This is a genomic window from Flavobacterium longum, assembly GCF_965137575.1.
Lineage (GTDB): Bacteria > Bacteroidota > Bacteroidia > Flavobacteriales > Flavobacteriaceae > Flavobacterium > Flavobacterium longum.
On record NZ_CBCRZJ010000008.1, the window covers coordinates 51826 to 74930 of the forward strand.

General features: G+C 52.2%; 16 protein-coding genes. 8 read left to right on the forward strand and 8 right to left on the reverse strand.

Annotated features, from left to right (window positions below; all coding sequences use genetic code 11):
• Positions 1–2: 2 nt before the first annotated feature.
• Genes ACM9J1_RS13060 through ACM9J1_RS13075 form a run of 4 tightly spaced genes read left to right on the forward strand, consistent with a single transcriptional unit; the run spans position 3 to position 2056 of the window.
• Entirely contained in the window at positions 3–809 is an 807-nt protein-coding gene (locus ACM9J1_RS13060; RefSeq protein WP_415582513.1) for an alpha/beta hydrolase, read from the forward strand.
• A 48-nt stretch (positions 810–857) separates the two neighbouring features.
• Complete coding sequence (locus tag ACM9J1_RS13065) at positions 858–1295, forward strand: DUF1456 family protein (RefSeq protein ID WP_415582514.1); 438 nt, start codon at positions 858–860, stop codon at positions 1293–1295.
• 8 nt (positions 1296–1303) lie between these two features.
• Positions 1304–1714: a VOC family protein gene (locus ACM9J1_RS13070; RefSeq protein WP_415582515.1), complete on the forward strand. Its 411-nt coding sequence runs from the start codon at positions 1304–1306 to the stop codon at positions 1712–1714.
• A 21-nt stretch (positions 1715–1735) separates the two neighbouring features.
• Positions 1736–2056 carry a hypothetical protein gene (locus ACM9J1_RS13075; RefSeq protein WP_415582516.1) on the forward strand — a complete coding sequence of 107 codons (321 nt, stop codon included), beginning with the start codon at positions 1736–1738 and terminating at the stop codon, positions 2054–2056.
• Positions 2057–2116: 60 nt separating this feature from the next.
• On the opposite strand, the gene sucC is transcribed toward ACM9J1_RS13075, so the two are convergent.
• A complete protein-coding gene (sucC, locus tag ACM9J1_RS13080; RefSeq protein WP_415582517.1) occupies positions 2117–3310 on the reverse strand; it encodes an ADP-forming succinate--CoA ligase subunit beta in 1194 nt (397 codons plus the stop codon).
• Between the two features lie 265 nt (positions 3311–3575).
• Positions 3576–3965, reverse strand: coding sequence for a hypothetical protein (locus ACM9J1_RS13085; RefSeq protein WP_415582518.1), 390 nt, complete (start codon positions 3963–3965; stop codon positions 3576–3578).
• Between the two features lie 183 nt (positions 3966–4148).
• On the opposite strand from ACM9J1_RS13085, the gene ACM9J1_RS13090 reads away from it, so the two are divergent.
• On the forward strand, positions 4149–4574 hold the full coding sequence (locus tag ACM9J1_RS13090) for a hypothetical protein (RefSeq protein WP_415582519.1): 426 nt from the start codon (positions 4149–4151) through the stop codon (positions 4572–4574).
• Positions 4575–4604: 30 nt separating this feature from the next.
• On the opposite strand, the gene ACM9J1_RS13095 is transcribed toward ACM9J1_RS13090, so the two are convergent.
• Complete coding sequence (locus ACM9J1_RS13095; protein ID WP_415582520.1) at positions 4605–5009, reverse strand: T9SS type A sorting domain-containing protein; 405 nt, start codon at positions 5007–5009, stop codon at positions 4605–4607.
• A gap of 268 nt (positions 5010–5277) precedes the next feature.
• On the opposite strand from ACM9J1_RS13095, the gene lysA reads away from it, so the two are divergent.
• A complete protein-coding gene (gene lysA, locus ACM9J1_RS13100; protein WP_415582521.1) occupies positions 5278–6486 on the forward strand; it encodes a diaminopimelate decarboxylase in 1209 nt (402 codons plus the stop codon).
• On the opposite strand, the gene ACM9J1_RS13105 is transcribed toward lysA, so the two are convergent.
• Positions 6483–7052, reverse strand: a complete 570-nt coding sequence (locus tag ACM9J1_RS13105) for a hypothetical protein (protein WP_415582522.1) — start codon at positions 7050–7052, stop codon at positions 6483–6485. The genes lysA and ACM9J1_RS13105 overlap by 4 nt on opposite strands.
• Position 7053: 1 nt before the next feature.
• Positions 7054–8286, reverse strand: a complete 1233-nt coding sequence (locus tag ACM9J1_RS13110; RefSeq protein WP_415582523.1) for a T9SS type A sorting domain-containing protein — start codon at positions 8284–8286, stop codon at positions 7054–7056.
• A 53-nt stretch (positions 8287–8339) separates the two neighbouring features.
• Between ACM9J1_RS13110 and ACM9J1_RS13115 the strand changes: the two genes are divergently transcribed.
• Together ACM9J1_RS13115 and ACM9J1_RS13120 are read left to right on the forward strand one after the other, a co-directional pair.
• Positions 8340–8831, forward strand: coding sequence for a hypothetical protein (locus ACM9J1_RS13115; RefSeq protein WP_415582524.1), 492 nt, complete (start codon positions 8340–8342; stop codon positions 8829–8831).
• 70 nt (positions 8832–8901) lie between these two features.
• Entirely contained in the window at positions 8902–10320 is a 1419-nt protein-coding gene (locus tag ACM9J1_RS13120; protein WP_415582525.1) for an alkaline phosphatase, read from the forward strand.
• An 867-nt stretch (positions 10321–11187) separates the two neighbouring features.
• Here ACM9J1_RS13120 and ACM9J1_RS13125 read toward each other — a convergent pair.
• The 3 genes from ACM9J1_RS13125 to ACM9J1_RS13135 are packed head-to-tail and all read right to left on the reverse strand — an operon-like array spanning position 11188 to position 22965.
• Positions 11188–13062: an OmpA family protein gene (locus tag ACM9J1_RS13125; protein ID WP_415582526.1), complete on the reverse strand. Its 1875-nt coding sequence runs from the start codon at positions 13060–13062 to the stop codon at positions 11188–11190.
• Between the two features lie 10 nt (positions 13063–13072).
• A complete protein-coding gene (locus tag ACM9J1_RS13130) occupies positions 13073–14026 on the reverse strand; it encodes a PorP/SprF family type IX secretion system membrane protein (RefSeq protein WP_415582527.1) in 954 nt (317 codons plus the stop codon).
• A gap of 2 nt (positions 14027–14028) precedes the next feature.
• Entirely contained in the window at positions 14029–22965 is an 8937-nt protein-coding gene (locus tag ACM9J1_RS13135) for an Ig-like domain-containing protein (protein WP_415582528.1), read from the reverse strand.
• Positions 22966–23105: the final 140 nt, after the last annotated feature.

Here is a 23105-nt window from a genome sequence, read left to right on the forward strand (position 1 = left end):
CGATGAAAAAATTGCTGTTGTCCATCCTAACGTCGGTGCTTTTCTGTGGCAGCGCATTGCACGCCCAAAGCACGGCATCGAAGAACGTTTCCACTTTTATGATCGATGCGCCGCAATTGGGCGGTGCGCGGAAAATCTGGCTTTACCTTCCGGAGAACTACAAAGCCTCGAAGAAAAAGTTGCCCGTGATCTACATGCACGACGCACAAAACCTGTTCGACAAATCCACGAGCTTTTCTGGCGAATGGCAGGTCGATGAAACCCTGGACAGCCTCAAAGCGCAAGTCATCGTCGTAGGCATTGCACACGGCAACGAGAAACGGATCGAAGAACTGACGCCCTATCCGAACCCGAAATATGGCGGCGGAAAAGCGGATAACTATTTGGATTTCATCGTGACCACGCTCAAACCTCACATCGACAAAAATTATCGCACAAAACCCGATGTCAAGAACACCGCGATTTTCGGGAGTTCGCTCGGCGGATTGGTATCGTTTTACGCCGTGTTGAAATACCCAACGGTTTTCGGAAAAGCCGGCGTGTTCTCGCCTTCCTTCTGGTACACCGACGATATATACAAACTGATGGAACAAGCGCCGAAAAACAAGGCGAAAATCTACTTCCTGGCCGGCGACAGCGAAAGCAAGGAAGACGATGTGGTGGGCGACATTAAAAAAATGGAGCACTTGCTCGACGCCAACCGTTGCGCCTGCCTCAAACTGAACAAAACCGTCGTCGTCAAAGGCGGACAGCACAACGAAAAATTGTGGCGCGAATCATTCGCGAAAGCGTATCTTTGGCTTTTTTAGAGGTCGAATGTCGAATATCAAAACAATCACTAACCCGTTACGCATCCCATGAACAACAACGATATTTTCAAGAAACTCCGCGTGGCGCTGATGTTGCGCGACGACCAAATCGTCGACATCCTGGAATTGGTGGATTTCCGCATCTCCAAAGGGGAAATCGGGAATTTCTTCCGCAATACCGACCATCCGAAATATGTGGAATGCGGCGATCAAGTCCTGCGCAATTTCCTCAACGGATTGGTGATCCATCTGCGCGGCACCAAGGAAAATCCGAAAAACCCGAATGACGTGTTGGCCCAAAACAAAGTGCAAGCGGCGGCCTTCCCAAAAGCGCTCAACACCAAGACGGCCGGCGACCATAAAAAACCAACCGCGAAACCGGCAAAGAAGTTTACCGGGAAACCATCAGGACAGAAAGCCAAGGCCAAACCCACATCGCCGGTTGAGAAAGTCAAATTCAAGAACGGTAAAAAACCAAGCAAATAACGATTACCATGACCAAGCAATTCTGGCTCAACCTTCCCGTAAAAGACATCGCCCAATCGCGCACATTCTACAACGCAATCGGCTTCACGGAAAACAACCACATGGGCGCGGCCGATTCGGCTTGTTTCCTGATCGGGCAGCAAAATGCCGTGCTGATGTTGTTCTCTTATGAACAGATGGAAAATTTCATGATGACCAAAATTTCAGACACCAGCGCGGGTAGCGAAATGTTGCTTTCCATCGATGCCGAAAGCCGTGAGGAAGTGGAAGCGCTCGCGCGCGTAGCCGCAACACATGGCGGCACCGTATTCAGCCAACCCACGGAAATCCAAGGTTGGATGTACGGCTGCGGCTTCACCGACCCAGACGGCCACCGCTGGAACGTGTTGCATATGGATATGGACAAAATGCCGCGTTAACGTCAAGTCATCAAACGTGCCATGAGATTTTTTATCCTATTACTGCTTTTCAATCTATTGCCCGCGATCGCGCAAAACGCCCAGGAAATTTTCCTGAACAAGCTTACCGCGCTCGAGAAAGTCGCCTATGAAAAACACGAAATCGACATGAGTGGTTTGTATGAAGCCCGCGGCTTCCTGATAGAGACCACGGGCATAACCTATGAACTGGAAGGAACCTTTGAGTTTCCGGTTTTCCCGCCAGACCATATCTTAAAGGCTTGGCGTGCTTGGTTTGAAGAAAACAAGTACAAACTTTACTGGGACGCGCAGAAGAAAACCGTCGCAGTCCGCAAAGAATAAAAAAATCCCGGCCTAAACCGGGATTTTAATTATTCATAATAATTAACTATCAATTATTAATTACCCAAGCGCTTCCTTCACGCGGTCGGCCGCTTCTTGGAACTGCACCGCCGAGAGGATCGGCATACCTGAGTTGTCGATCATTTCCTTGGCGAGTTCTGCATTCGTTCCTTGGAGACGAACGATGATCGGTACTTTGATCGCGTCGCCCATGTTCTTGTAGGCTTCAATGACACCTTCGGCCACGCGGTCGCAACGCACGATGCCGCCGAAAATATTGATCAGGATCGCTTTTACGTTCGGGTCTTTCAAGATGATCTTGAAGGCCGTTTCCACGCGTTTTGCGTCTGCTGTTCCGCCCACGTCGAGGAAGTTCGCCGGCTCATAACCTGCGTACTTGATCAAATCCATGGTCGCCATCGCCAATCCGGCGCCGTTTACCATGCAACCTACGGTTCCGTCGAGGTCAACATAGTTCAGGCCAGCCGCTTTCGCTTCCACTTCAATAGCATTCTCTTCACGGATGTCGCGCATTTCGGCCAATTTCGGATGACGGTACAACGCGTTGTCGTCGAGGTTTACTTTCGCATCCACCGCGATGATTTTATTGTCGGACGTCTTCAACACCGGGTTGATCTCAAACATCGTAGCATCGGCACCGATGTACGCTTTGTACAAAGCATCTACGAACTGCGTCATTTCCTTGAACGCCATACCCGACAGCCCGAGGTTAAATGCGATGCGGCGCGCTTGGAAAGCCTGCAAACCAACCGACGGATCGATTTCCTCGGTAAAAATAAGGTGCGGTGTCTTTTCGGCTACTTCTTCGATATCCATACCGCCTTCGGTAGAGTACATGATCATGTTGCGGCCTTTGCCACGGTTGAGCAAAACCGACATGTAGAATTCACGGGTTTCGCTTTCGCCAGGATAATACACGTCTTCGGCAATGAGTACTTTGTGGACTTTCTTGCCTTCAGGTGGCGTTTGTGGCGTGATGAGTTGCATCCCGATGATCTGTTCGGCCAACTCTTCTACTTGCTGCAAGTTCTTGGCAAGCTTAACGCCGCCGCCTTTTCCGCGTCCGCCGGCGTGCACCTGCGCCTTGATGACGTGCCATCCGGTTCCGGTTTCCGCAGTCAGTTGCTTGGCCATGGCCACGGCTTCCTGCGGGTTATTGGCCACGTGGCCGCGTTGGGTCTTTACGCCGTATGACGCGAGAATTTCCTTGCCTTGGTATTCGTGTATATCCATAATGAGTTTGTTGACTTTAAAAAGTGGAACAAAAATAAGGAAATTTAGGATATGCCGAAATCAATTCGATCGTAAAAAGTAAAGAAGATTCGATTGCAAAAAGTAAAGAAGATAAGAACACGTCATCAAGGCCATGCCCGTGCCCGCCCTACGGTAAATTTCGGCAATCGGGATACAGCCCCATTACGGTCTTCCCGCAACAAAACTTAAAGTCGCCGCATCAAACGCCGATAAAACGCCCCGAAATGATACTGATGATTTAGATTCAATAGGAAAGTTCAACGTCAACGGCTTCCAACACGGCGCGCAAATACTCAGATTGCTCCGGATTGTATTGGTCAATCCCGTTGCGGTACCAGACTTCAATCACGTCCAGTTGAAAAGGTGTAAAACCGTCGGCGTCCACAGACAGGCCGAGCATACCTGCCAGCAGGAAATCCTCCAGCGTGCTTTTGGTCACGATGCGTTTCGGGATGCCCAGACACAAGAATCCGTTCAGGCCTTCGTATTCGGACCGTCCGAACTCAAAACCGTCGGTATAAGCGGCGCTCAGCACCTTTCCTTCGCACGAATTGTATGGGTCAAGTCCGGCTTCATAGCCTTTGAGGTATTCTTCGCGATATACCGGATTGGATGCTTTCTTGGCGTGTTTCATCTCCCGAAAATTTTACCAAACGTAGCAACAAAGATTCGTCACGCTATAAAAAATCGTCAAACGGGAAAAATACTCTATCACTCACATCGGGCGTGACGTTCGTCGATGAAATTCCGGAAATTTCATCCCGAAGCAACCCTTTTTTCACTTTCACATCTGCTAGAAAACCTAAAAACATTTGTCATGAAAATCAAACCATTACTTTTCGCGTTTGCGGCGGCCACATGGGTTTCCTGTAACAACAACGATGAAGGAAGCGCCCAAACCATCGACGGCGCGTACAAGCTCGTCAGCGTACGCGGCGGCATTGCCGGCACCAACGACACCTTCAACGACGGTTCCATCACCTGGACATTCGAAAACAACGGCACCGTCACGGTCTGGAACACCAATACCGACGACAGCAAACAAGATTTAATGGAATCGGGCGAATACCTGTACACCTTCCAGCCCAATCCGGCCACGCCCGAGAGTTGCGCAGAAGCACTGTATATAGACGGCGTAAGTTATGGCTGCTACGGGTTAAACGGAAACACCATGACGCTCAACCAAGTGGAGAATGACGGTTACGAAGTCACGCTGGAGAAATTGAACATCGTGGTCGATTAAAAAAATCCCGCCGAAGCAGGATTTATATGGTTAGCGGCGCGCCCACTTTTTCGTGTAGACCTTATTTCCAGACATCACCTTAATCACGTAAATGCCCTTGCGGAGGCCAGACGTGTCCACAAAAAACGTATTCTCCCGTCTGTCGGCCAAGTGGCAAACTTCTTTCCCGGTAAGTGTCGTCATCAGGATTTCACGTTTCTCCGACGCTTTTCCGGCCACCGAAATCATGACGAAATCGTCGGTCGGGTTCGGGTAAATCGTGATGCCTTTGGTATTGCCGCCGAGCAGGTCAAGCCCGATCGGGTTTTCAAATTTGTTGGTGCCGTCCGGGTTGAGTTCCGTGCCGTTATCGGCGGGCACATGGTCCGGTTTCTTAGGCTGCGCATGGCCCAAAGCCAAGGCCAGGCACAAAATTGCAGTAGGTAGTAGTTTCATTCTATTGAGACTGAACCCATTGGAGAGAAAGTTCAGTGGTGCAAACATAATAAAAAAATAATACCAATTGCATTTCGTCGATTATTTTTTGCATTTTATCGGATATGGGCGTTGCCTGCGGCCCGGGCTGTCCACTATATCTTTTCCGGCTTGCTCACGCCGCCGCAAAAGGATGCCGTTTCCATCCCTAACGCGGGCCGCCGTAAAAAATGAAACCTTGCGCGGCAAAACGGAACCATTTGTTTAGTTTTGTTTCAAAGCCCAGCCTATGAATCCTGTCCAGTTACTCGATCTTGTCCAGCAACACGGCGCACCGCTGTACGTCTACGATGCCGAAAAAATCCAAGGCCAATACAAACGCCTCACCGACGCCTTTTCCAAAGTCGAACAATTGCGCATCAATTACGCGGTCAAGGCATTGTCCAATATCGCCATCCTCCAGCTGTTCAAGAAAATAGGTGCCGGGCTAGACACGGTTTCTTTACAAGAAGTGCAATTGGGTTTGCACGCGGGCTTTACGCCAGACCGGATCATCTATACGCCCAACGGGGTTTCTTTCGAGGAAATCGAGCAGGCGGCCCAACTCGGCGTCCAGATCAACATCGACAATCTTTCGGTGCTGGAACATTTCGGGCAACTGCACCCGACGGTTCCGGTATGCATCCGGATCAACCCGCACGTCATGGCCGGCGGCAACAACAATATTTCGGTCGGGCACATCGACAGCAAGTTCGGGATTTCCATCCACCAGATGCCGCACCTGTTGCGCATCGTCGAGAATACGGGCATGCACATCAACGGCATCCACATGCACACCGGCTCAGACATCCTGGACATCGAAGTATTCCTGTATGCCGCCGAAATCCTGTTCGAAGCCGCGGCGCAATTCAAGGAACTGGATTTCATCGACTTTGGTTCGGGGTTTAAGGTGCCGTACAAAAAAGGCGACATCGAAACCGACGTGGAAGATTTGGGCAAGAAACTCTCGAAACGGTTCAACCAATTCCAGAAAGCGTACGGAAGGCCGCTTGCGCTGGCCTTTGAACCCGGCAAATTCCTGGTGAGCGAAGCCGGATTTTTCCTCGCCAAAGTCAACGTCGTCAAGCAAACCACGTCAACCGTATTTGCGGGCATAGACAGCGGCTTCAACCATTTGATCCGGCCCATGTTCTATGGCTCGCAACACGCCATCGAAAATTTGTCGCATCCCAAAGGCAAAGAGCGCTTCTATACGGTCGTGGGCTACATTTGCGAGACCGATACCTTCGCCACCAACCGGCGCATCACCGAAATCCGCGAAGGCGACATTTTGTGTTTCCGCAACGCCGGCGCGTACTGTTTCTCGATGAGTTCCAATTACAACTCGCGTTTTAAACCAGCTGAAGTGTTGTGGCGTGACGGAAAAGGTATTTTAATCCGGGAAAGGGAAACCTTTGAGGATTTGCTGAAGAATCAAATCATGATTGACCTGCGCTAATTTTTCAGTTCCGGATGCCGCGCCGATTTCATCCGTGCCAGCAGTTCAAAAATGGCGAGAAGGACAACGGCAAGGACGAATCCGCGCAAAAGGAAAGACACGATCACCAGCGCGATAAATGGGATTTCGCCATCAAAGTAACCCGGCGCATAATCGCGGTGCAGGCTTGTGGTGATGATCACGAACCGCTCGAAGTAAAACCCGATTTTCATCAGAAAGACGACCAGCAAAATGTAGAAAGGCTTTCGGCCGAGTTTCCGGTGTAACAACGTCAGCGGGAAAGCCGTCGCGCAAATCAACATCAGCCAATACGCGAACGCATATCGCCCGGTCGCGCGGTGTGTGAAGGCAAATTCATCGGGAGAAACAATCATCCCGGCAATGAAAAACAACGTAGACACCACAGTGTAGCCAATGACCATCCATCGCACCAACGCGATGACTTGCTTTGTGCGGAACCGGTTCTTGAAAATCCGCTCAATCAGCAACAGCCAAACCAGCAACGGCAAGAGCGAAAAAATGACGTGCACGTCGAGAAAATCCAGGATTGCGGCGGCAGTTTCCATCTTAGTGCTTCACCCATTTTACAACGGCCGTTTTTCCGTCTTGCGATACTTTGATGACATACCATCCGGCGGCAAGCCCAGAAACGTCCAACGCGACATCGCCGTCCGCGCGCCGGTTGATGATGGTTTGCCCCATGCTGTTCAAGACCTGTATTTCGGCTTTGGAACCAATCGTAAAGTCGATGGTAATGGCATTTTCCCCAGGATTCGGATATATGCTGAACATGGCTAAGTCAGCAATATCGGTATGCAGCGGCGGCGGACACGTGCCATCGGCCACAAAAGGCATGAACCAACGCAAGCAGTCCTGCAAGATGGCGTCGCCTTCGTCGGTTTCCACATCGCGTCCGAGCCAGACCGAAACCTGCGCGTCGTCCGGGCATTTCGGCACGATGGCGAAAGCTTCAATGTTGATGTTGCCATCGGTAGGATTCGGCAGAAAATACTCGTTCACCAAATTGAATTTGCGGGCCGAACCCGTTGTCACGACCGAAGTCAGATCGGTCACTTCGAGATAATTCGCGTCGATGTTGTGCAAGATGTAGAGCATTCCGGTGGTACGGTCAAACGCCAGATCGGTACTTTCGAGCCGGTTGGTTTCGTATTTCCCTACGTACAGAAAATCGTTATTCACGGCCGGGTTCACGTCGAACACCCAAAGGTAGCCTTCGTCCTGGTGCGCCACGAACAGCAACCCGCCCATGCCTTTCTGTGACACATACAAATTCCCCGTTTGCTGGCTTACAAAACCGGCTTCGGCCAGCGCCGCATCAGGGATAAAGACGATGCCTTCCGTACCGGTGTTGCCCGTGTCTTCCATCGGCGAGGGCGATTGCAGTAAATCCCAATGGCGCGACTCGGTCAGGTTACCGAAACTGCCGTTGTGGGTAAACTTCCTGATCTCATAATTGTTTTCGTCGATGGTGTAAAATTCATTGGCCGAAAAATCAACTTGCGTAATGCCTTCCGGACCGTCCGGCAACGTGCGGTTCGCGATTTGAGTGAAGCCGGTAGCCGAGGCGTTCATCTGCAAAATCCGCAGCCGTCCGTCTCCTTGTACGCAATATAAACGCTGCGTCACCGGGTTCCAATGCAATCCGCTCAAATCATTGATGCCGTCGGTATTCATGACGGCGGTCAGGTTGTCGGCTGTATTCCAATTGACCGATGGCCATGGTGATTGCGCAAAGGCCACTGCCGAAAACAGCAACGCGAAAAGGAAAGGTTTGGTCATGTCATTAATTTTCAAGGCCAAAGATACGAATTGCACTATGGCATAAGTTAAAAATGTATATTAGCGAGATGACGCATTTGGGGAAAATAACACTCGCATTGATTTGCTTGGGCTGGCTGTGGCTGCAGAAAGTAATCGTCGTGGAGTACATTTTCCACTATGGTTGCCAATGGCTGCCGCAATCAGGCTTTTACACCGAACGGCAAATCATCGGGACGATTTTCTTGAACCTGATTGATTTCGTGATTTGCGTGGCGGCCTGTTACCTGATTGAACAGACCAACGCAAAATACTGGCAACGCTTCTTTCTTTATACCGTCATCATTTCGCCGATCATGCTGGAATTGTCTGATGTATTCCATGATAAAAGCTGCGTACAGGCGTGGCGAAACCTGGACAAAATCTGGTGGTATGCGCTGGTCCAATTGCCAGTCTGGGCGTTTGTCGTGAACCGCGGCTGGGTGTACCGGCGTTGGTTCAACCGCTTTGATTTCGTATTGTTCGCATTGATTTTCATCGCGTACCATTTCATCAAAAAATACTGAGAACATTTGACTTTGGCATAACACGGCTGCGGCGAAGTTTTTTACCTTTACGCTTCGAAACCCAATTCTTATGAACAGAAGAAAATTCTTCCGAAACGGCTCGCTTGCCGCACTCGGCACAACCCTGATCAGCCCGCTCGAACTATCTGCAGGCACTGGCTCTTTCGATGTTCTGTCCAAAGGTAAGAAGGCGAAAAACATCATTTTTATGGTGTCGGACGGGATGAGTTCGGGCACGCTCAATATGGCCGATTTGCTCAAGAACCGGAAACTTGGCCAAGGCACGCATTGGATGCAACTCTACAAAGACAACCGCGTCGCGCGTGCACTCATGGACACGGCCTCGGCAAGTTCCATCGTGACCGATTCGGCGGCGGGAAGCTCCAGTTGGGGCGGCGGCGTACGCGTACCGAATGGTGCGTTGAACATGTCGGCAAGTGGCGAGAAATATCTGCCCATTTTGCAAAAGTTCAAACGCGCCGGGAAGAAAGTCGGGTGCGTGACGACGGTTCCCATTACACACGCCACGCCCGCCGGTTTCTGCGTCAATCAGGCCAGCCGCGGCGAACAAAGCGAAATCGCGGAACAATATCTTGAATTGGGTTTTGATGTAATGATGGGCGGCGGCCACAAATACTTTTCGGCCGATCGCCGGAAGGACAAAAAAGACATGTATGCGTCGTTCCAGGAAAAAGGCTGGCACGTGGCGCGCACCCGCAACGAGATGTTGGCCGCCAGCGGAAAACCACTGTTGGGCGTTTTCGGCGACGATGCCTTACCCTTTTCCATTGACCGGGAAAACGACGCGGAACTTCAAAAGAATACGCCTACATTGGCCGAAATGGCGCAAAAAGCGATTGACCAGATGAAGAACCATCCGAAAGGATTCGTCATGCAGATCGAGGGCGGAAAAGTGGACTGGGGCGCGCACGCCAATGACGTAGCGGCTTTGTTGTATGACCAAATCGCGTTTGACGACGCCATCAAGGTGGCGATTGATTTCGCCGAAAAAGACAAGGAAACGTTGGTCATCATCACAACAGACCACGGCAACGCCAACCCAGGGATTATTTATGGCACATCGGCCAACGAGAATTTTGACCGCATCCAGCGTTATACCAAGACCAACGAATGGATTTTGAATGCCATTACGCCTCAGTCCTCTACGACGCAGATCCGGGAACTGATTGCGGCCACAAACGGCACGACCATTTCTGACGACGACGCCAAGGAAATTATCTCTTACTATCAAGACCTCAATAAAAAGAGCGAAGACGGCCTGTACAACTATAAAAAACTGCCGTTCAAGGCATTCGCCGAAATGCAGAAGAAAACCAACTCCGTAGGCTGGATTTCTATGGAACATTCTGGCGATTATGTAGAATGCTGCGCATTCGGGCCGGGTGCTGAATTGCTGAAGCCTTTCGTCAAGAATACGGATTTGCATTATTTGATGTTGCAGGCTGCGGAAGTGGAAAATAAGTTTTAACTTATTTTCCACTTCCTGACATTGAGGGTTTGGACTTCGTCCAAACCTTTTTTTTTTCGCTGCCGCGGTTTTTTTCAACTTTGCCTCGCCGCAAAGTAGCAAAAGGCGATGCGGCCATGAAATTGGCTAAAAAAATCGAATCGAGCGCGAAAAGAAATTAACTCGCCTGCGGCTCAAACAGAATTTCTTTTGAACGCACGCGCTTTGATTCCGATTTTTTCTAAACGCCAATTTCACGTACGCCGCGACTAAGCGGAACATTTTATTATTTCGGCTCGCTAACGCAGCGCCCGAAGTAAGGACGTTTCCAAAATTGGCTTCCGGTTAGGTAAATTACCATTGTTTCCACAATGGTTTCGGTTTGGTTCTTCGGCCTACGAACCCAAGGCGTAAGAAAACAAGGAAAAAGCTGACGCGGAAATACCGTAGAGTGACGACCAAAGGAGGAACGGCTAGGTATTGTATCGAAGCTTTGACGTAGTTTTCAAGACTGGTTCGTGAGCCTTGACCTTTTGTTACTTTTGCGTCAAGGCAAAAGTAAACCGCCGGTAGGCAATATTTTGTTTCTTTTTCTAAAAGAAAAAATGCCTCGGTTTGGACCAAGTCCAAAAGAAAGGCCGGATGTCGCGGCTACGACAAAACCCCTAGCCCGGATGGAAGCGACATCCTTTTGCGCAGTGCAACGGAGCAAAAGATACAGCGGACAGCCGGAAATAGCTCCAAAAAAAAAGCCGACTCGCACAAGCCGGCTTCACATTACGAACTACTAAACTAACTTTTCTTTCTTTCCTCTTTCAGCGGAGCGGTCTTTGCTCTTTCAGCGAAGCGGTCATTCCTCTTTCAGCGAAGCGATCTTTCTTCTTCCTACTACTTCAGGATGATGAACTCGCAGCGGCGGTTGATGGAATGTTCGCCCTCGGAGCAGTCGTTGCCGCATTTCACGAGTTGTACGCGTTCGCCGTAGCCTTTGGAGCGCAGGCGTTTGCGTTTGATGCCTTGCTTGACGAGATATTCGAGCGTGGAGGCCGCGCGGCGGTTGGACAGTAAGAGGTTGTACATGTCTGATGCGCGAGAGTCTGTATGCGCGCCGATTTCGATTTCCATGGCCGGGTATTTCCGGAGCAGGTCGACGAGCACGTCCAGGATGCGCGCGGCGTCTGGCTTGATGTCCCATTTGTCGAGGTCGAAATAGATGTTCTCGAGCACGATCTGGACTTTGCCGTCCTGGCGTTTGTTGATGATTTCCTCGGCGTCGTCATAGCATTCCATGAACAACTCGATGGTGTAACGCAACTTGCCTTGTTCGTTGGTGGTGAATTCTTCGGCGTGCGGGATGTAGAAATCCTTGATGGCCTCGATGCGGTATTTTTTGTTCGGTTCGGTCACGAAACCGTATTCGGCTTGTGCGCCCACAACGATTTGCGCGATGAGTTGGTTGGTATCCGGGTCGTACAGGCTTACGGTTGTGCCCGGCAGCGGATCTTTGGTGTTCTTGTCCTTGACCTCGCCTTCCACGAAATAGCTTTCCTCGTTTTCTTCTTTGTAGAAGCTGTATAGGTTGTCTGAGCCTTTGCGGTTAGACGCGAGATAACCTTTGTGTGTTTTGTCGTTGATGATGTAACCGAAATCGTCCATGCCGGTGTTGATGGTTTCGCCCTGGTTTACCGGTTTTGCAAATACGCCGTCATAGGCCTTGCTGGAGAAAATGTCCAATCCGCCCATGCCTTGGTGGCCGTCGGAAGCGAAATACAGAATGGTACCGTCGTCTGAGATGAACGGGAATTGTTCGCGGTGCGGCGTGTTGATGCTCGTGCCCATGTTGGTTGGCGTCCCGAATGTGCCGTCTTCATTGACATCGACGACATACAAATCAAAAGAACCCTGCCCTCCGGGCATGTCGCTCGAAAAATACAGCTTCTTGCCATCTCGCGTGAGCGTCGGGTGTTCTACAGAATAATTGTCTGACGAGAACGGCACGCGTGTGACGTTCACCCAATCGTTGTTCTGGAACTCGGCGCGGTAAATACTCACGTGCGCCACTTTTTCTCCATTGACTTCTACCCTTTTCGTGTTGGTACGGCTGAAGAACATGACACGGCCGTCCGCGGAAAATGTCGGGTTGCTTTCGTGGGTTTTGGTGTTGATGGATTTCGGGAATGGCTGGATGCCGGTGAGCAATCCTTTGTCGGACACACTGGCGTTGTACAAATCCAGAAACGGCTTGTCATTCCAACCGTATGGCCCGGCGGCGGCGTTCCTGTAAGACGAAAAGGCAACTTTGTCTCCATAGAACGCAATCCCGAAATCGCCGTTGCTGGTGTTCTTGGCCATGGGTTGGATGATGTAATTCCAAGGCAGGTTGCGCTTGAGGTTGGCCATGAATTTGGGCGTATTGACCGGGAATTTGAGGTAAATCGCCATGATGGAATCGGCCTTCGTATAATCGCCGGTGCCCATGAGCGCGTGTGCGTACCTGAACTGGTATTCCTTGTTGATGCTGTCTTTTGCCGTGGCGAACATTTGCCCGTAGGCGCGCGCCGCATCTTTCATCTGGAAGTTGTTGAAATACGCATCGCCCATGTTCTGCAACACTTTCTGGCTTTGCGGCAACTGCTCGTACATGGCGGCCGCTTTCACGTAGGAACGCTCCGCGAAGAGTTTATCGGCCTGTTTCTCGCTGATCTTCTGTGCCGAGGCCAGCGTCACACTCAACGTACAAATCAAATAAAGGTACTTTTTCATGCTGGTCATATTAGAAGAATCGTGGTGATTTGTCATAGCCTTTTCCTTTGGCGCCGGTGTCTGAACCGATGTCGTACAAGAGGAAGAATTCGTGCGTGCCTGAGTTGAAATTCCCGAGGTTGGTCAGCGTGTAATCGTAGGAATAGCCGATGCGCAACGCCGGTGTGACATAAACCCCGACAAGCCCGGCCACCGAATCGTCCATGCGGTAACCCACGCCAAATTCGATGAAACTGTTGTAAAGCATGTTGGCCGTGACATCGAGCGAAACCGGAGCGCCGGAAACCGCCTTGGCCATGAATGCAGGCTTGAGCTTCAAGCGATCGCTGACGTTGAACACGTAACCGCCCGTAAAGAAGTAATGGATTTCCTCGACGCCAATGGTCGCAATCGCGTTTTGACGTTCGAGGTGTTTGGTGCGAAGCAGGTTTGGCGCCGACAACCCGATGTAATACTGCTCGCCAAAATAGAATGCCCCGACGCCTAGATTCGGGAAAGTTTGGTTGATGTTCTCCGCGAAGGCTGGATCTGGGGTCGTGTCCGAATATTGGAAGCCATTGAAATCGGCGTTGAAGAACGTAATCCCGGCTTTTACACCGAAGGAAATCTTAGTCGATTCACCGGTTGGGATTACATAGGCGATATCCGCATAGAGGTTATTTTCCTTGACCACGTCACCGATTTCGTCGCTTACGATGGAAAGGCCGGCCTCTAAACGTTTCCCTACCGGCGCATGCCCAAATACGTTGACGGTTTTTGGTGCGCCCACTGCCCCAACCCATTGCGTACGGTACAAACCGCCGACATTGATCACGCCGGGTGTGTCTGTGGCGTAGCCGGGGTTGATGACGCTCATGTTGTACATATAGTGCGTGTATTGCGGATCCTGCTGCGCCGTGGCCATGGCCGAAGCGAAGAAAACAGCGGCCAGAAGGATTTGCTTTATGTTTCGTTTTTTCATCATAATTACCTGCTTAAATAAACCCTGCCCTGAAGCGGCTCGCGTTGTCCATCGTTAAATTCGACTATGAAGAAGTAGACGCCTATCGGCAGGTCGCCGCCCATTTTCAGTCCGCCCTGGCTGGCTGTTCCGTCCCAGTTCGGCGTATTGATGTTGCCTTTGTAGAGGATGTTGCCGTAACGGTTGTAGATTTCCAGCTTGAATCTCGGATACAGTTCGGGCAGGTTCACGATGACGAATGTATCGTTGATGCCGTCGTCATTCGGTGAGAAACCGTCCGGAATGATGATGTCATCGCAAACCGTCAAATCTACGGTTACGGCCAATCGTGTTGGGCTTTCGCAACCCGAACCGGCAATATAAGTCGCATAATAGGTGATGCCGTTCTGAAGGAAATCGGTTGACGCATAAGCATTGCCGCCAGTTGGCGCGTCATACCAGACCACGGTGTCGCTACCGGTAATGTTGGCGGACAATTCAGCAACAGTCGGTCGGTCTGAACCGCAGAACTCGTTGCCCAACGGAATCAGCACAGGCGTACCCAATTGCACGACGTTAAAGGTCACTGGTGTAAAATCGGTCCCCGAACCCGCACAAGGGCTGGATGTCGTTGTGATGGATTGAATGGTCAAAGTCGTGCTTCCTGCGTTGGCCAATTCGGCCGCCGGAATAACGAAGCTTGCCACGCCGCCAGCAAAAGTAACGGTAACGGTGTTCGATGCGGTATTCGCACCGGACAAAGCGTAAGCCAGCGTATAATCGCCATCGACCAGATTTGTCGCGCCTGTTATCGAAACGGTGTTTTGGAAACCAATACACGTGCTGCCCGCAGCCATCGTTGCGCCCGCAGCGTTCGGTGCCGAGGAAATCTGGAACGGTGCCGAAGCGTTCTCGCTCAGGTTGCTGCATCCGCCCGATTGGCTAACGATTCCAGTGATTGTTACGGTGTAATTGCCGTTGGTTGTAAAGTTCGCTGCAGGGAAAGTCAATTGTCCTGCACCAGACGCGATCGTTCCCGTTACAGTACCAGTAGCTGGGTTCGCGCCCGGAATCGCATAGTTGAATTGGTACGTGCCGTCCGGTACATTCGCCGCACCGGAAACCACCAACGTCATGTCGGAACCCAAACAGAAATTCACCACTGATAGGTTGGCGCTGTCCAAATCGGCAATCGGGTTGATGACTACGGCCGCCTGTACATTAGTCAGCGCGCTTGAACAATTGGTGATGATGTTGGCGATGTTGGTAAACGTAATGGTCGTAGCGCCCGGGTTGACGAGAATCGAAGCCGGAATGGTGAAACTTGCACCACCGCCAGTCACGATAAGTGCGATGGATTGCCCCGTTTGAGTGTTTGCTCCAGACAAGTCGTAGCTGATGGCATACGTGCCGTCAGCCATTCCTGACAAGGTTACCGCGGCCGCATCGCCCAAACAAATCGAGGACACGACACTGAGGTTGGCGCCCGTCAAAGCCGGAGCAGGCAAAATAACCAACTGAACGGGTTCGGTATCGGTACCGCAACTGTTGGTAATCGTATAATTGTAGGTATACGTGCCGCCGCCCAACGACGAAATAGTGATTGGGTTGGTCACGACGGTATTCGATGAATCTGTCCAGACGCCATCGGGTTGCGCCCCGGTTAACAAAGTATTCAAGTCAAACGTGCCCGCCGATGTACAAACACTTTGCGAACCGCCAAACGTACCCGCGTTCGGTGCCGGTGAAATATTGACCGTCACGGTAGCCGTATCGGACGTACATGGCGATGTACCGCCGGTAACCGTATAAGTGAAGGTAAACGTGCCTGCGCCCAAAACCGATGGATTGATCGGGTTGGTGATCACGGTGTTCGATGAATCTGTCCAAACACCGGTCAAGTCCTGCGTGCCGTTGAGTGCCGTGAACAAATCCACGGAAGTCTCACTGACACAACTGTTGATGAGCAATGTTGCGCCCACGCCACCAGCATTTGGTGCCTGGGTTACCGAAACGACAACATTCGCTGTCGCCGTGCTACAGAAGCCGCCGCCTACGGTGTAAGTATACGTGCCAGCCGCATCAACCGCTGGGTTAAATACGCCGGTACCGCTAGCCAAAGCCGGTGACCACGTACCGCCCGGTTGCGGCGATCCGGTCAAACTCGCAAACAAGTCTGCTGGCGATTGGTTTGAACAGAAGAAGGCCGTACCGTCAGCGCCCGCATTCGGCACCGGATTGACCGTCACGGTAACCGTTGCCGTATCGTTGTCGCAAGGCTGCGTACCGAAGAATGTATAAGTATAAACCCCGGCCGGATCAACCGCTGGGTTGAACACACCGGTGCCACTCGCCAAAGCCGGTGACCACGTGCCGCCTGCCATTGGCGTGCCTTGTAATGAACCAAACAAATCCTGTGAGGCGCTGTCTGTACAAAGGGTCAACGTTCCGTCTTGTCCGGCATCTGGGCCTGGCGTCACCGAAACTGTTACGGTAGCCGAATCGTTTCCACATGAAGGTGCGCCAATAATGGTATAGGTATAAACACCCGCCGCATCTACCGCAGGGTTGAACACACCCGTACCGCTTGCCAAAGCCGGTGACCAAGTACCGCCCGTTTGGGCATTGCTCCCTAATAAAGTAAACAAATCTTGTGGATCGGCATTCGAACAAAGACTTGCCGTAGCGTCCTGACCTGCATTTGGTGGTGACGCCAAGGTTACGGTCACGGTAGCAGTATCGTTTCCGCAAGGTAGCGCGCCCACTACGGTATAGGTATAGGCTCCGGCAGTATCAACCGCTGGATTGAACACACCTGTGCCGCTCGCCAAAGCGGGTGACCACGTGCCGCCGGTTTGGGCAGTGCTGCCTAACAAGGCGAACAGGTCCTGCGATGGCGCCGTATTACAGATGGTAACGGCCGCATCGCTTCCGGCATTGGCCGATGGCGTGATGCTGACGGTAACGGTCGCTGAATCGCTTGCACAAGGCGCAATGCCAGCCACGGTGTACGTGTAAGTGCCCGCCGCATCAACGGCCGGGTTGAACACCCCCGTTCCGCTCGCCAAAGCCGGTGACCAAATGCCGCCGATTTGTGGTGTGCCGCCCAATGAATTGAAAAGATTGACACCGGTGGTGTTCGAGCACACGGTAAGTGTTCCATCGAATCCAGCATTTGCAGGCGTGTTCACCGTTACGTTGACCGATGCGGTGTCATCCGGGCATGGCGCTGTTCCTGCAACCGTATAGACGTATGTTCCTGATGCGTCCAAAGCGGGATTAAAAACGCCCGTGCCGCTAGCCAAAGCTGGTGACCATGTACCGCCTGTTTGTGCAGACGCCCCAAGCAGCGTAAAGAGATCAACGGCCGCACTGGTCGTACACAAAGAAAGATTGGCCACATCGTCACCGGCGACCGGCGGTTGAGTAACCGTCAACGTTACGGAACCGTTGGCCGGTGCGCTACAACTTGGCGCTCCCGAAGTAGCGACACCCACCAAGGTATAGGTGATATCGCCGATGATGCCTCCAGTAATGGTCGCGTTTCCGGCCGCATCGAGTTGAATGGTCTGGTTGCCGCCTCCAGTATTGTAAGTGACGATGGCGTTCGGCGTTCCTGTAAAGGTAATTGTCGCGTCACTCCCTGAACATACCGAAGTAGCGCTCGCCGAAATCGTCACCGTTGGCGGTGGCACGACGGTAATGGTAACCGATCCGGTAGCCGGTTGTGTACAACTTGGCGTGCCCGAAGATGCAACGCTCACCAACGTATATGTTGTGGTCGTTGCGAAAGTATTGCTGATGGTCGCCGACCCCGCAGCATCCAAGACTATGGTCTGGTTGCCGGTGCCGTCGTTGTATGTTACTGTTGCATTTGGCGTTCCCGTAAATGTGATTGTTGCGCTTCCGCCTGAGCAGACCGAGGCACTCGATGCAATCGCAACGGTTGGTGGCGGCAAAACGGTAATGATTACTGACCCATTGGCAGGCGCGCTACATCCAGGTGTTCCTGATGTGGCGACGCTTACCAGCGTAAAGGTCGTAGTAGATGTAAAATTCTGCGCAATTGTGCCGGTTCCGGCGGCGTCCAAGACAATGGTCTGGTTGCCGCTTCCATTATTATACGTGACTGTCGCATTGGGCGTTCCGGTAAAAGTCACCGTTGCGCTTTGGCCCGAGCAGACGGTCGCATCGGCCGATATGCTGGCCGTTGGCGGCGGAGTCACGGTAATAGTCACCGAACCGGTTGCCGGCGCACTACAACTCGGCGTACCCGAAGTGGCCACGCTGACCAAGGTGTAGGTCGTGGTCGAGGTGAACGTTCCCGAAATCGTCGCCGTGCCCGAAGCATCAAGTACAATCGTTTGGTTGGTCGTTCCGTCGTTATAAGTCACCGTCGCATTGGGCGTTCCCGTAATGGTTATCGTCGCATTATCGCCCGAACAGACCGTCGCGCTGCCCGAAATAGTTACGGTTGGCGGCGGCGTAACGGTTACCGTCACAGCACCTGTGGCCGGTACGGAACAACCGGGCGTACCACCCGTAGCGACGCTCACCAAAGTAAATGTAGTGGATGTCGTGAATGTTGAGGAAATCGTGGCGTTGCCGCTCGCATCGAGTACGATGGTTTGGTTGCCGCTTCCCGTGTTGTACGTAATCGTAGCGTTCGGCGTGCCCGTGAAAGTTATCGTGGCATTTTGCCCGGAACAAATGGTAATGCTCCCCGAGATGGTGGCAGTTGGCGGTGGCAATACGGTAATGGTAACGCTTCCGTTTGCCGGCGCACTGCAACTCGGCGTACCCGAAGTGGCAACACTCACGAGTGTAAAGGTCGTATTGGCGGTGTATGTTCCAGTGAGAGTTGCCGTGCCCGCCGCATTCAAGACGATGGTTTGGTTGCCGCTTCCGTTATTGTACGTTACGGTGGCGTTCGGCGTTCCCGTAAAAGTGACCGTGGCGCTTTGCCCTGAACAAATCGTACTATCGGACGCTATCGTTACCGTTGGCGGCGGCGTAACCGTAATCGTGACAGATCCAGTGGCTGGCACACTACAGCTCGGCGTCCCCGACGTGGCCACACTCACCAGCGTAAAGGTCGTGGTCGAAGTGAAATTTTGTGTAATAGTGGCAGTACCCGCAGCATTCAAAATAATGGTCTGGTTGCCGCTTCCATTATTATAGGTAACGGTCGCATTTGGTGTTCCGGTGAACGTTATCGTCGCACTTTGCCCGGAACAAATCGTCGCACTCGATGCAATCGTTACAGTTGGCGGTGGCAGAACCGTGATGGTGATTGTGCCCGTAGCCGGCGCGCTGCATCCCGGCGTACCTGATGTGGCCACGCCGACTAATGTAAAGGTCGTGGTTGCAGTAAAGTTCTGCGTAATCGTAGCGATTCCGGCAGCGTTGAGCGTGATGGTCTGGTTGCCGCTGCCATTGTTGTAAGTAACGATGGCATTCGGCGTACCGGTAAAAGTTATCGTTGCACTTTGTCCGGAGCAAATCGTCGCACTTGATGCAATGGTAACCGTAGGCGGCGGCACAACCGTAATGGTGATGCTTCCGGTAACTGGCGCGGTACAACTCGGCGTGCCCGCTGTCGTGATACTCACCAGCGTAAAGGTCGTGGTCGATGTGAAATTTTGCGTAATGGTAGCGGTTCCGGCTGCATTCAGGACAATAGTTTGGTTGCCACTGCCATTATTATAAGTGACCGTCGCATTTGGTGTGCCCGTAAAAGTGACCGTCGCGCTCTGTCCTGAGCAGACCGTGGTATTGGACGCGATAGTAACGGTTGGCGGCGGAACAACAGTGATGGTTACCGTACCCGCGGCCGGCTGCGTACAACTTGGTGTTCCAGCCGTAGCCACGCTTACCAAAGTAAAGGTTGTGGTCGACGTATAGGTGCCGCTGATGGTAGCTGTTCCGGCGGCGTTGAGGGTAATGGTTTGGTTGCCTGGCGTGCCCGTTACCGTGTAAGTCACGACAGCATTTGGCGTTCCCGTGAACGTCACGGTGGCATTTCCGCCGGAACAAATCGTCGTGTTGGATGCGATGGTCACCGTTGGCGGCGGCACCACTGTGATGGTAACGCTTCCGTTTGCCGGCGCCGTACAACTCGGCGTACCCGAAGTTGCAATGCTGACGAGTGTAAAGGTCGTAGTCGATGTAAAGGTCAGGGAAATCGTAGCCGTACCCGCCGCATTCAGGACGATGGTTTGGTTACCGCTGCCATTGTTGTAAGTGACGGTCGCATTCGGCGTTCCTGTAAAAGTAATCGTGGCGCTTTGGCCTGAACAAACAGTCGCATTGGCCGAAATAGTCACTGTTGGCGGTGGCACTACAGTAATCGTAACAGAACCGTTAACCGGTACACTACAACTCGGAGTTCCGGCGGTAGCGACGCTCACTAAGGTAAAAATCGTGGTCGATGTGAAATTTTGTGTAATCGTAGCGGTTCCGGCGGCATTGAGCGTAATTGTCTGGTTGCCGCTGCCATTATTGTAAGTGACGACTGCATTTGGCGTGCCTGTGAAAGTTACCGTCGCACTTTGTCCGGAACAAACGGTTACATTCGATGCAATGGTGACCGTCGGTGGCGGAACAACCGTAATGGTAACGCTGCCCGTTGCCGGTGCCGTACAACTTGGCGTTCCCGCCGATGTGACACTGACCAAATTATAAGTGGTCGTGGTTGTGAAATTCTGTGTAATCGTGGCCGTGCCCGCAGCATTCAAAACGATGGTCTGGTTGCCGCCGCCCGTATTATACGTGACCGTTGCATTCGGCGTTCCCGTAAAGGTAACCGTCGCGCTCTGCCCAGAACACACCGTGGCGTTGGCGCTGATGGTGACCGTAGGTAATGGTGCGACCGTGATGGTGGTTGACCCATTTAACGGTGTTGTACAACTTGGCGTTCCTGCTGAAGCCACGCTCACCAAAGTGTACGTGGTCGTGGCCGTATAGGTTTGTGTAATCGTAGCCGTTCCCGCCGCATTGAGCGTGATGGTTTGGTTGCCACTTCCATTATTATAGGTCACTGTCGCGTTGGGCGTTCCGGTAAAGGTCACCGTTGCGCTTGATCCTTGGCAAACTGTCGTGTTTGCCGCGATGGTGGCCGTTGGTGGTGGCAACACCGTAATGGTTACTGTTCCCGTTGCTGGAGCCGTACAAACCGGCGTACCGCCTGTTGCGATTCCCACCAATGTATATGTGGTGGTGGCCGCGTAATTTTGGGTGATGTTGGCCGTACCCGCGCCGTTGAGGACAATCGTCTGGTTGCCCGGCACACCGCTTACCGTATAGGTAACCGTTGCATTTGGTGTTCCCGTGAAAGTGACTGTAGCAGATCCGTTCTGACAAACACTAGTGTTGGTGCCGATGGTTACCGTTGGCGGCTGGATCACCGTAACCGTAACCGAACCTGCCAACGTTCGCGTACAGCTAGGCGTTCCAGAAGATGCCACGTTCACCAAATTAAAGGTGGTCGTCGTTGTATAATTTGCCGTAATAGTTGCGGTGCCCGCGGCATTGAGCACAATGGTCTGGTTACCGCCGCCGGTGTTGTAAGTCACGGTTGCGTTCGGTGTGCCCGTAAAGGTTACCGTTGCGCTGCCACCGGCACACACACTGACATTCGATGCGATGGACGCGTTCGGCAACGGCAGTACATTCACCGTTACGGTTCCGGCCACCGTTTGGCTGCAACTCGGTGTCCCGGCCGATGCCACACTCACCAATGTATAAGTAGTCGTTGCTGTAAAAGCCTGGTTGATGGTGGCCGTTCCGGCGGCATTGAGCGTAATGGTTTGGTTGCCGCTGCCATTATTATAGGTAACGGTGGCATTCGGCGTTCCCGTAAAGGTAACCGTCGCGCTATTTCCGGAACATACCGTCACATTTCCGGAAATGGATGCCGTGGGCAAAGGCAAAATCGTGATGATAACGGTCGATGAACTTGGTGTACAAACGCCATTATTTACGGTATAGGTAAATACATATGGACTGCCGGCCAAAGTCATCGTCGCAGGATTGAGCGTACCGAGCGCGCCATTCGTCGTGGCAATCGGGCCAGTCCAACTACCCGTATTGTCTGGCGTGCCGCCTAAAAGCCCAAATAAGTTGAACGGTGCTGTTGTCGCGACTTGGTTTACACAGATGCTTCTGTTACCATTTGTCCCGGAGTTGTTCGGAGCAAGCAGTTGCACCTGCACTTCTAGCCTACTCTGGCTTTCGCATGGCGGGTCAACGGTTGTCGCAAAATAGCTCTGGCCATTCACCAGCGGCGTAGATGTGGGCAACTGTACCGCCGAAGTAGCCGTTGGATACCAATTGTTGACGCCGCTCGCCACAAGGTTTGCAATCGTAGCGCCGGACGTGTTACAAAATTGTTGGATTGGCGGCCCGGTTGGCGTCGGGACAACACCTACATTAACGAAAACCGAAAGCCTTGAACTTTCGCATCCTGTATCTGGATTGGTCTGGCTGGCGTAATAAATCGTGCTGTCTACCAGTTGGGTATTTCCAGGCAAAGGCGTACCGCCCGATGGCGTCGTGTACCATTGCACGTTGTTTCCGGCCGCAATCAGGTCGTTGATTTGCGCATCAGTCGCATCGCCCACGCAAACGCCTTGAAAACTAAGGCCTGTCGGGGCAGAATAAATCGTCACGGTCACTTGAACACGCGCGCCGCAACCCGCCGTACTGTCGGCCCAATAATCTTCTCCGTTCACGAGGCCCGACGCACCTGAAAGCGGCGCACCGCCCGTCGCGTTGGCATACCACACCACGCCGCCGCCGTTGTTGGTAGCAACAAGACTGGAAATGGTCGGCGATTCGAGGTCGCAAAATGATTGGGTGTTATCGGACACCGTCGGACATTGCGCCAAAACACTGGCCGTGCCCAACAAAAACGTGGCGATAAAAAAGAAGAATATGTTTTTAACTTTGGTAGTTATTCCCATAAGCGCGAAGAATTGACAAATTTTTAAAATCCGTCATGTCATTCTACTCCTTGGCCAAAAGGGAAAACCCTTATTTTCATTGCATTTGTTAAAAAACGACACGCCGTAACATGCTACTATATTACTACAAATTCAAGCGT

Excerpts from the sequence above, each read along its gene's own strand:
- ACM9J1_RS13105 (WP_415582522.1), bottom strand. The coding sequence starts at position 7,052 with ATGGAAACTGCCGCCGCAATCCTGGATTTTCTCGACGTGCACGTCATT.
- ACM9J1_RS13120 (WP_415582525.1), top strand. The coding sequence starts at position 8,902 with ATGAACAGAAGAAAATTCTTCCGAAACGGCTCGCTTGCCGCACTCGGC.
- ACM9J1_RS13070 (WP_415582515.1), top strand. The coding sequence starts at position 1,304 with ATGACCAAGCAATTCTGGCTCAACCTTCCCGTAAAAGACATCGCCCAA.
- ACM9J1_RS13095 (WP_415582520.1), bottom strand. The coding sequence starts at position 5,009 with ATGAAACTACTACCTACTGCAATTTTGTGCCTGGCCTTGGCTTTGGGC.
- sucC (WP_415582517.1), bottom strand. The coding sequence starts at position 3,310 with ATGGATATACACGAATACCAAGGCAAGGAAATTCTCGCGTCATACGGC.
- ACM9J1_RS13130 (WP_415582527.1), bottom strand. The coding sequence starts at position 14,026 with ATGATGAAAAAACGAAACATAAAGCAAATCCTTCTGGCCGCTGTTTTC.
- ACM9J1_RS13135 (WP_415582528.1), bottom strand. The coding sequence starts at position 22,965 with ATGGGAATAACTACCAAAGTTAAAAACATATTCTTCTTTTTTATCGCC.
- ACM9J1_RS13075 (WP_415582516.1), top strand. The coding sequence starts at position 1,736 with ATGAGATTTTTTATCCTATTACTGCTTTTCAATCTATTGCCCGCGATC.
- ACM9J1_RS13060 (WP_415582513.1), top strand. The coding sequence starts at position 3 with ATGAAAAAATTGCTGTTGTCCATCCTAACGTCGGTGCTTTTCTGTGGC.
- ACM9J1_RS13090 (WP_415582519.1), top strand. The coding sequence starts at position 4,149 with ATGAAAATCAAACCATTACTTTTCGCGTTTGCGGCGGCCACATGGGTT.
- ACM9J1_RS13125 (WP_415582526.1), bottom strand. The coding sequence starts at position 13,062 with ATGAAAAAGTACCTTTATTTGATTTGTACGTTGAGTGTGACGCTGGCC.
- ACM9J1_RS13115 (WP_415582524.1), top strand. The coding sequence starts at position 8,340 with ATGTATATTAGCGAGATGACGCATTTGGGGAAAATAACACTCGCATTG.
- lysA (WP_415582521.1), top strand. The coding sequence starts at position 5,278 with ATGAATCCTGTCCAGTTACTCGATCTTGTCCAGCAACACGGCGCACCG.
- ACM9J1_RS13085 (WP_415582518.1), bottom strand. The coding sequence starts at position 3,965 with ATGAAACACGCCAAGAAAGCATCCAATCCGGTATATCGCGAAGAATAC.
- ACM9J1_RS13065 (WP_415582514.1), top strand. The coding sequence starts at position 858 with ATGAACAACAACGATATTTTCAAGAAACTCCGCGTGGCGCTGATGTTG.
- ACM9J1_RS13110 (WP_415582523.1), bottom strand. The coding sequence starts at position 8,286 with ATGACCAAACCTTTCCTTTTCGCGTTGCTGTTTTCGGCAGTGGCCTTT.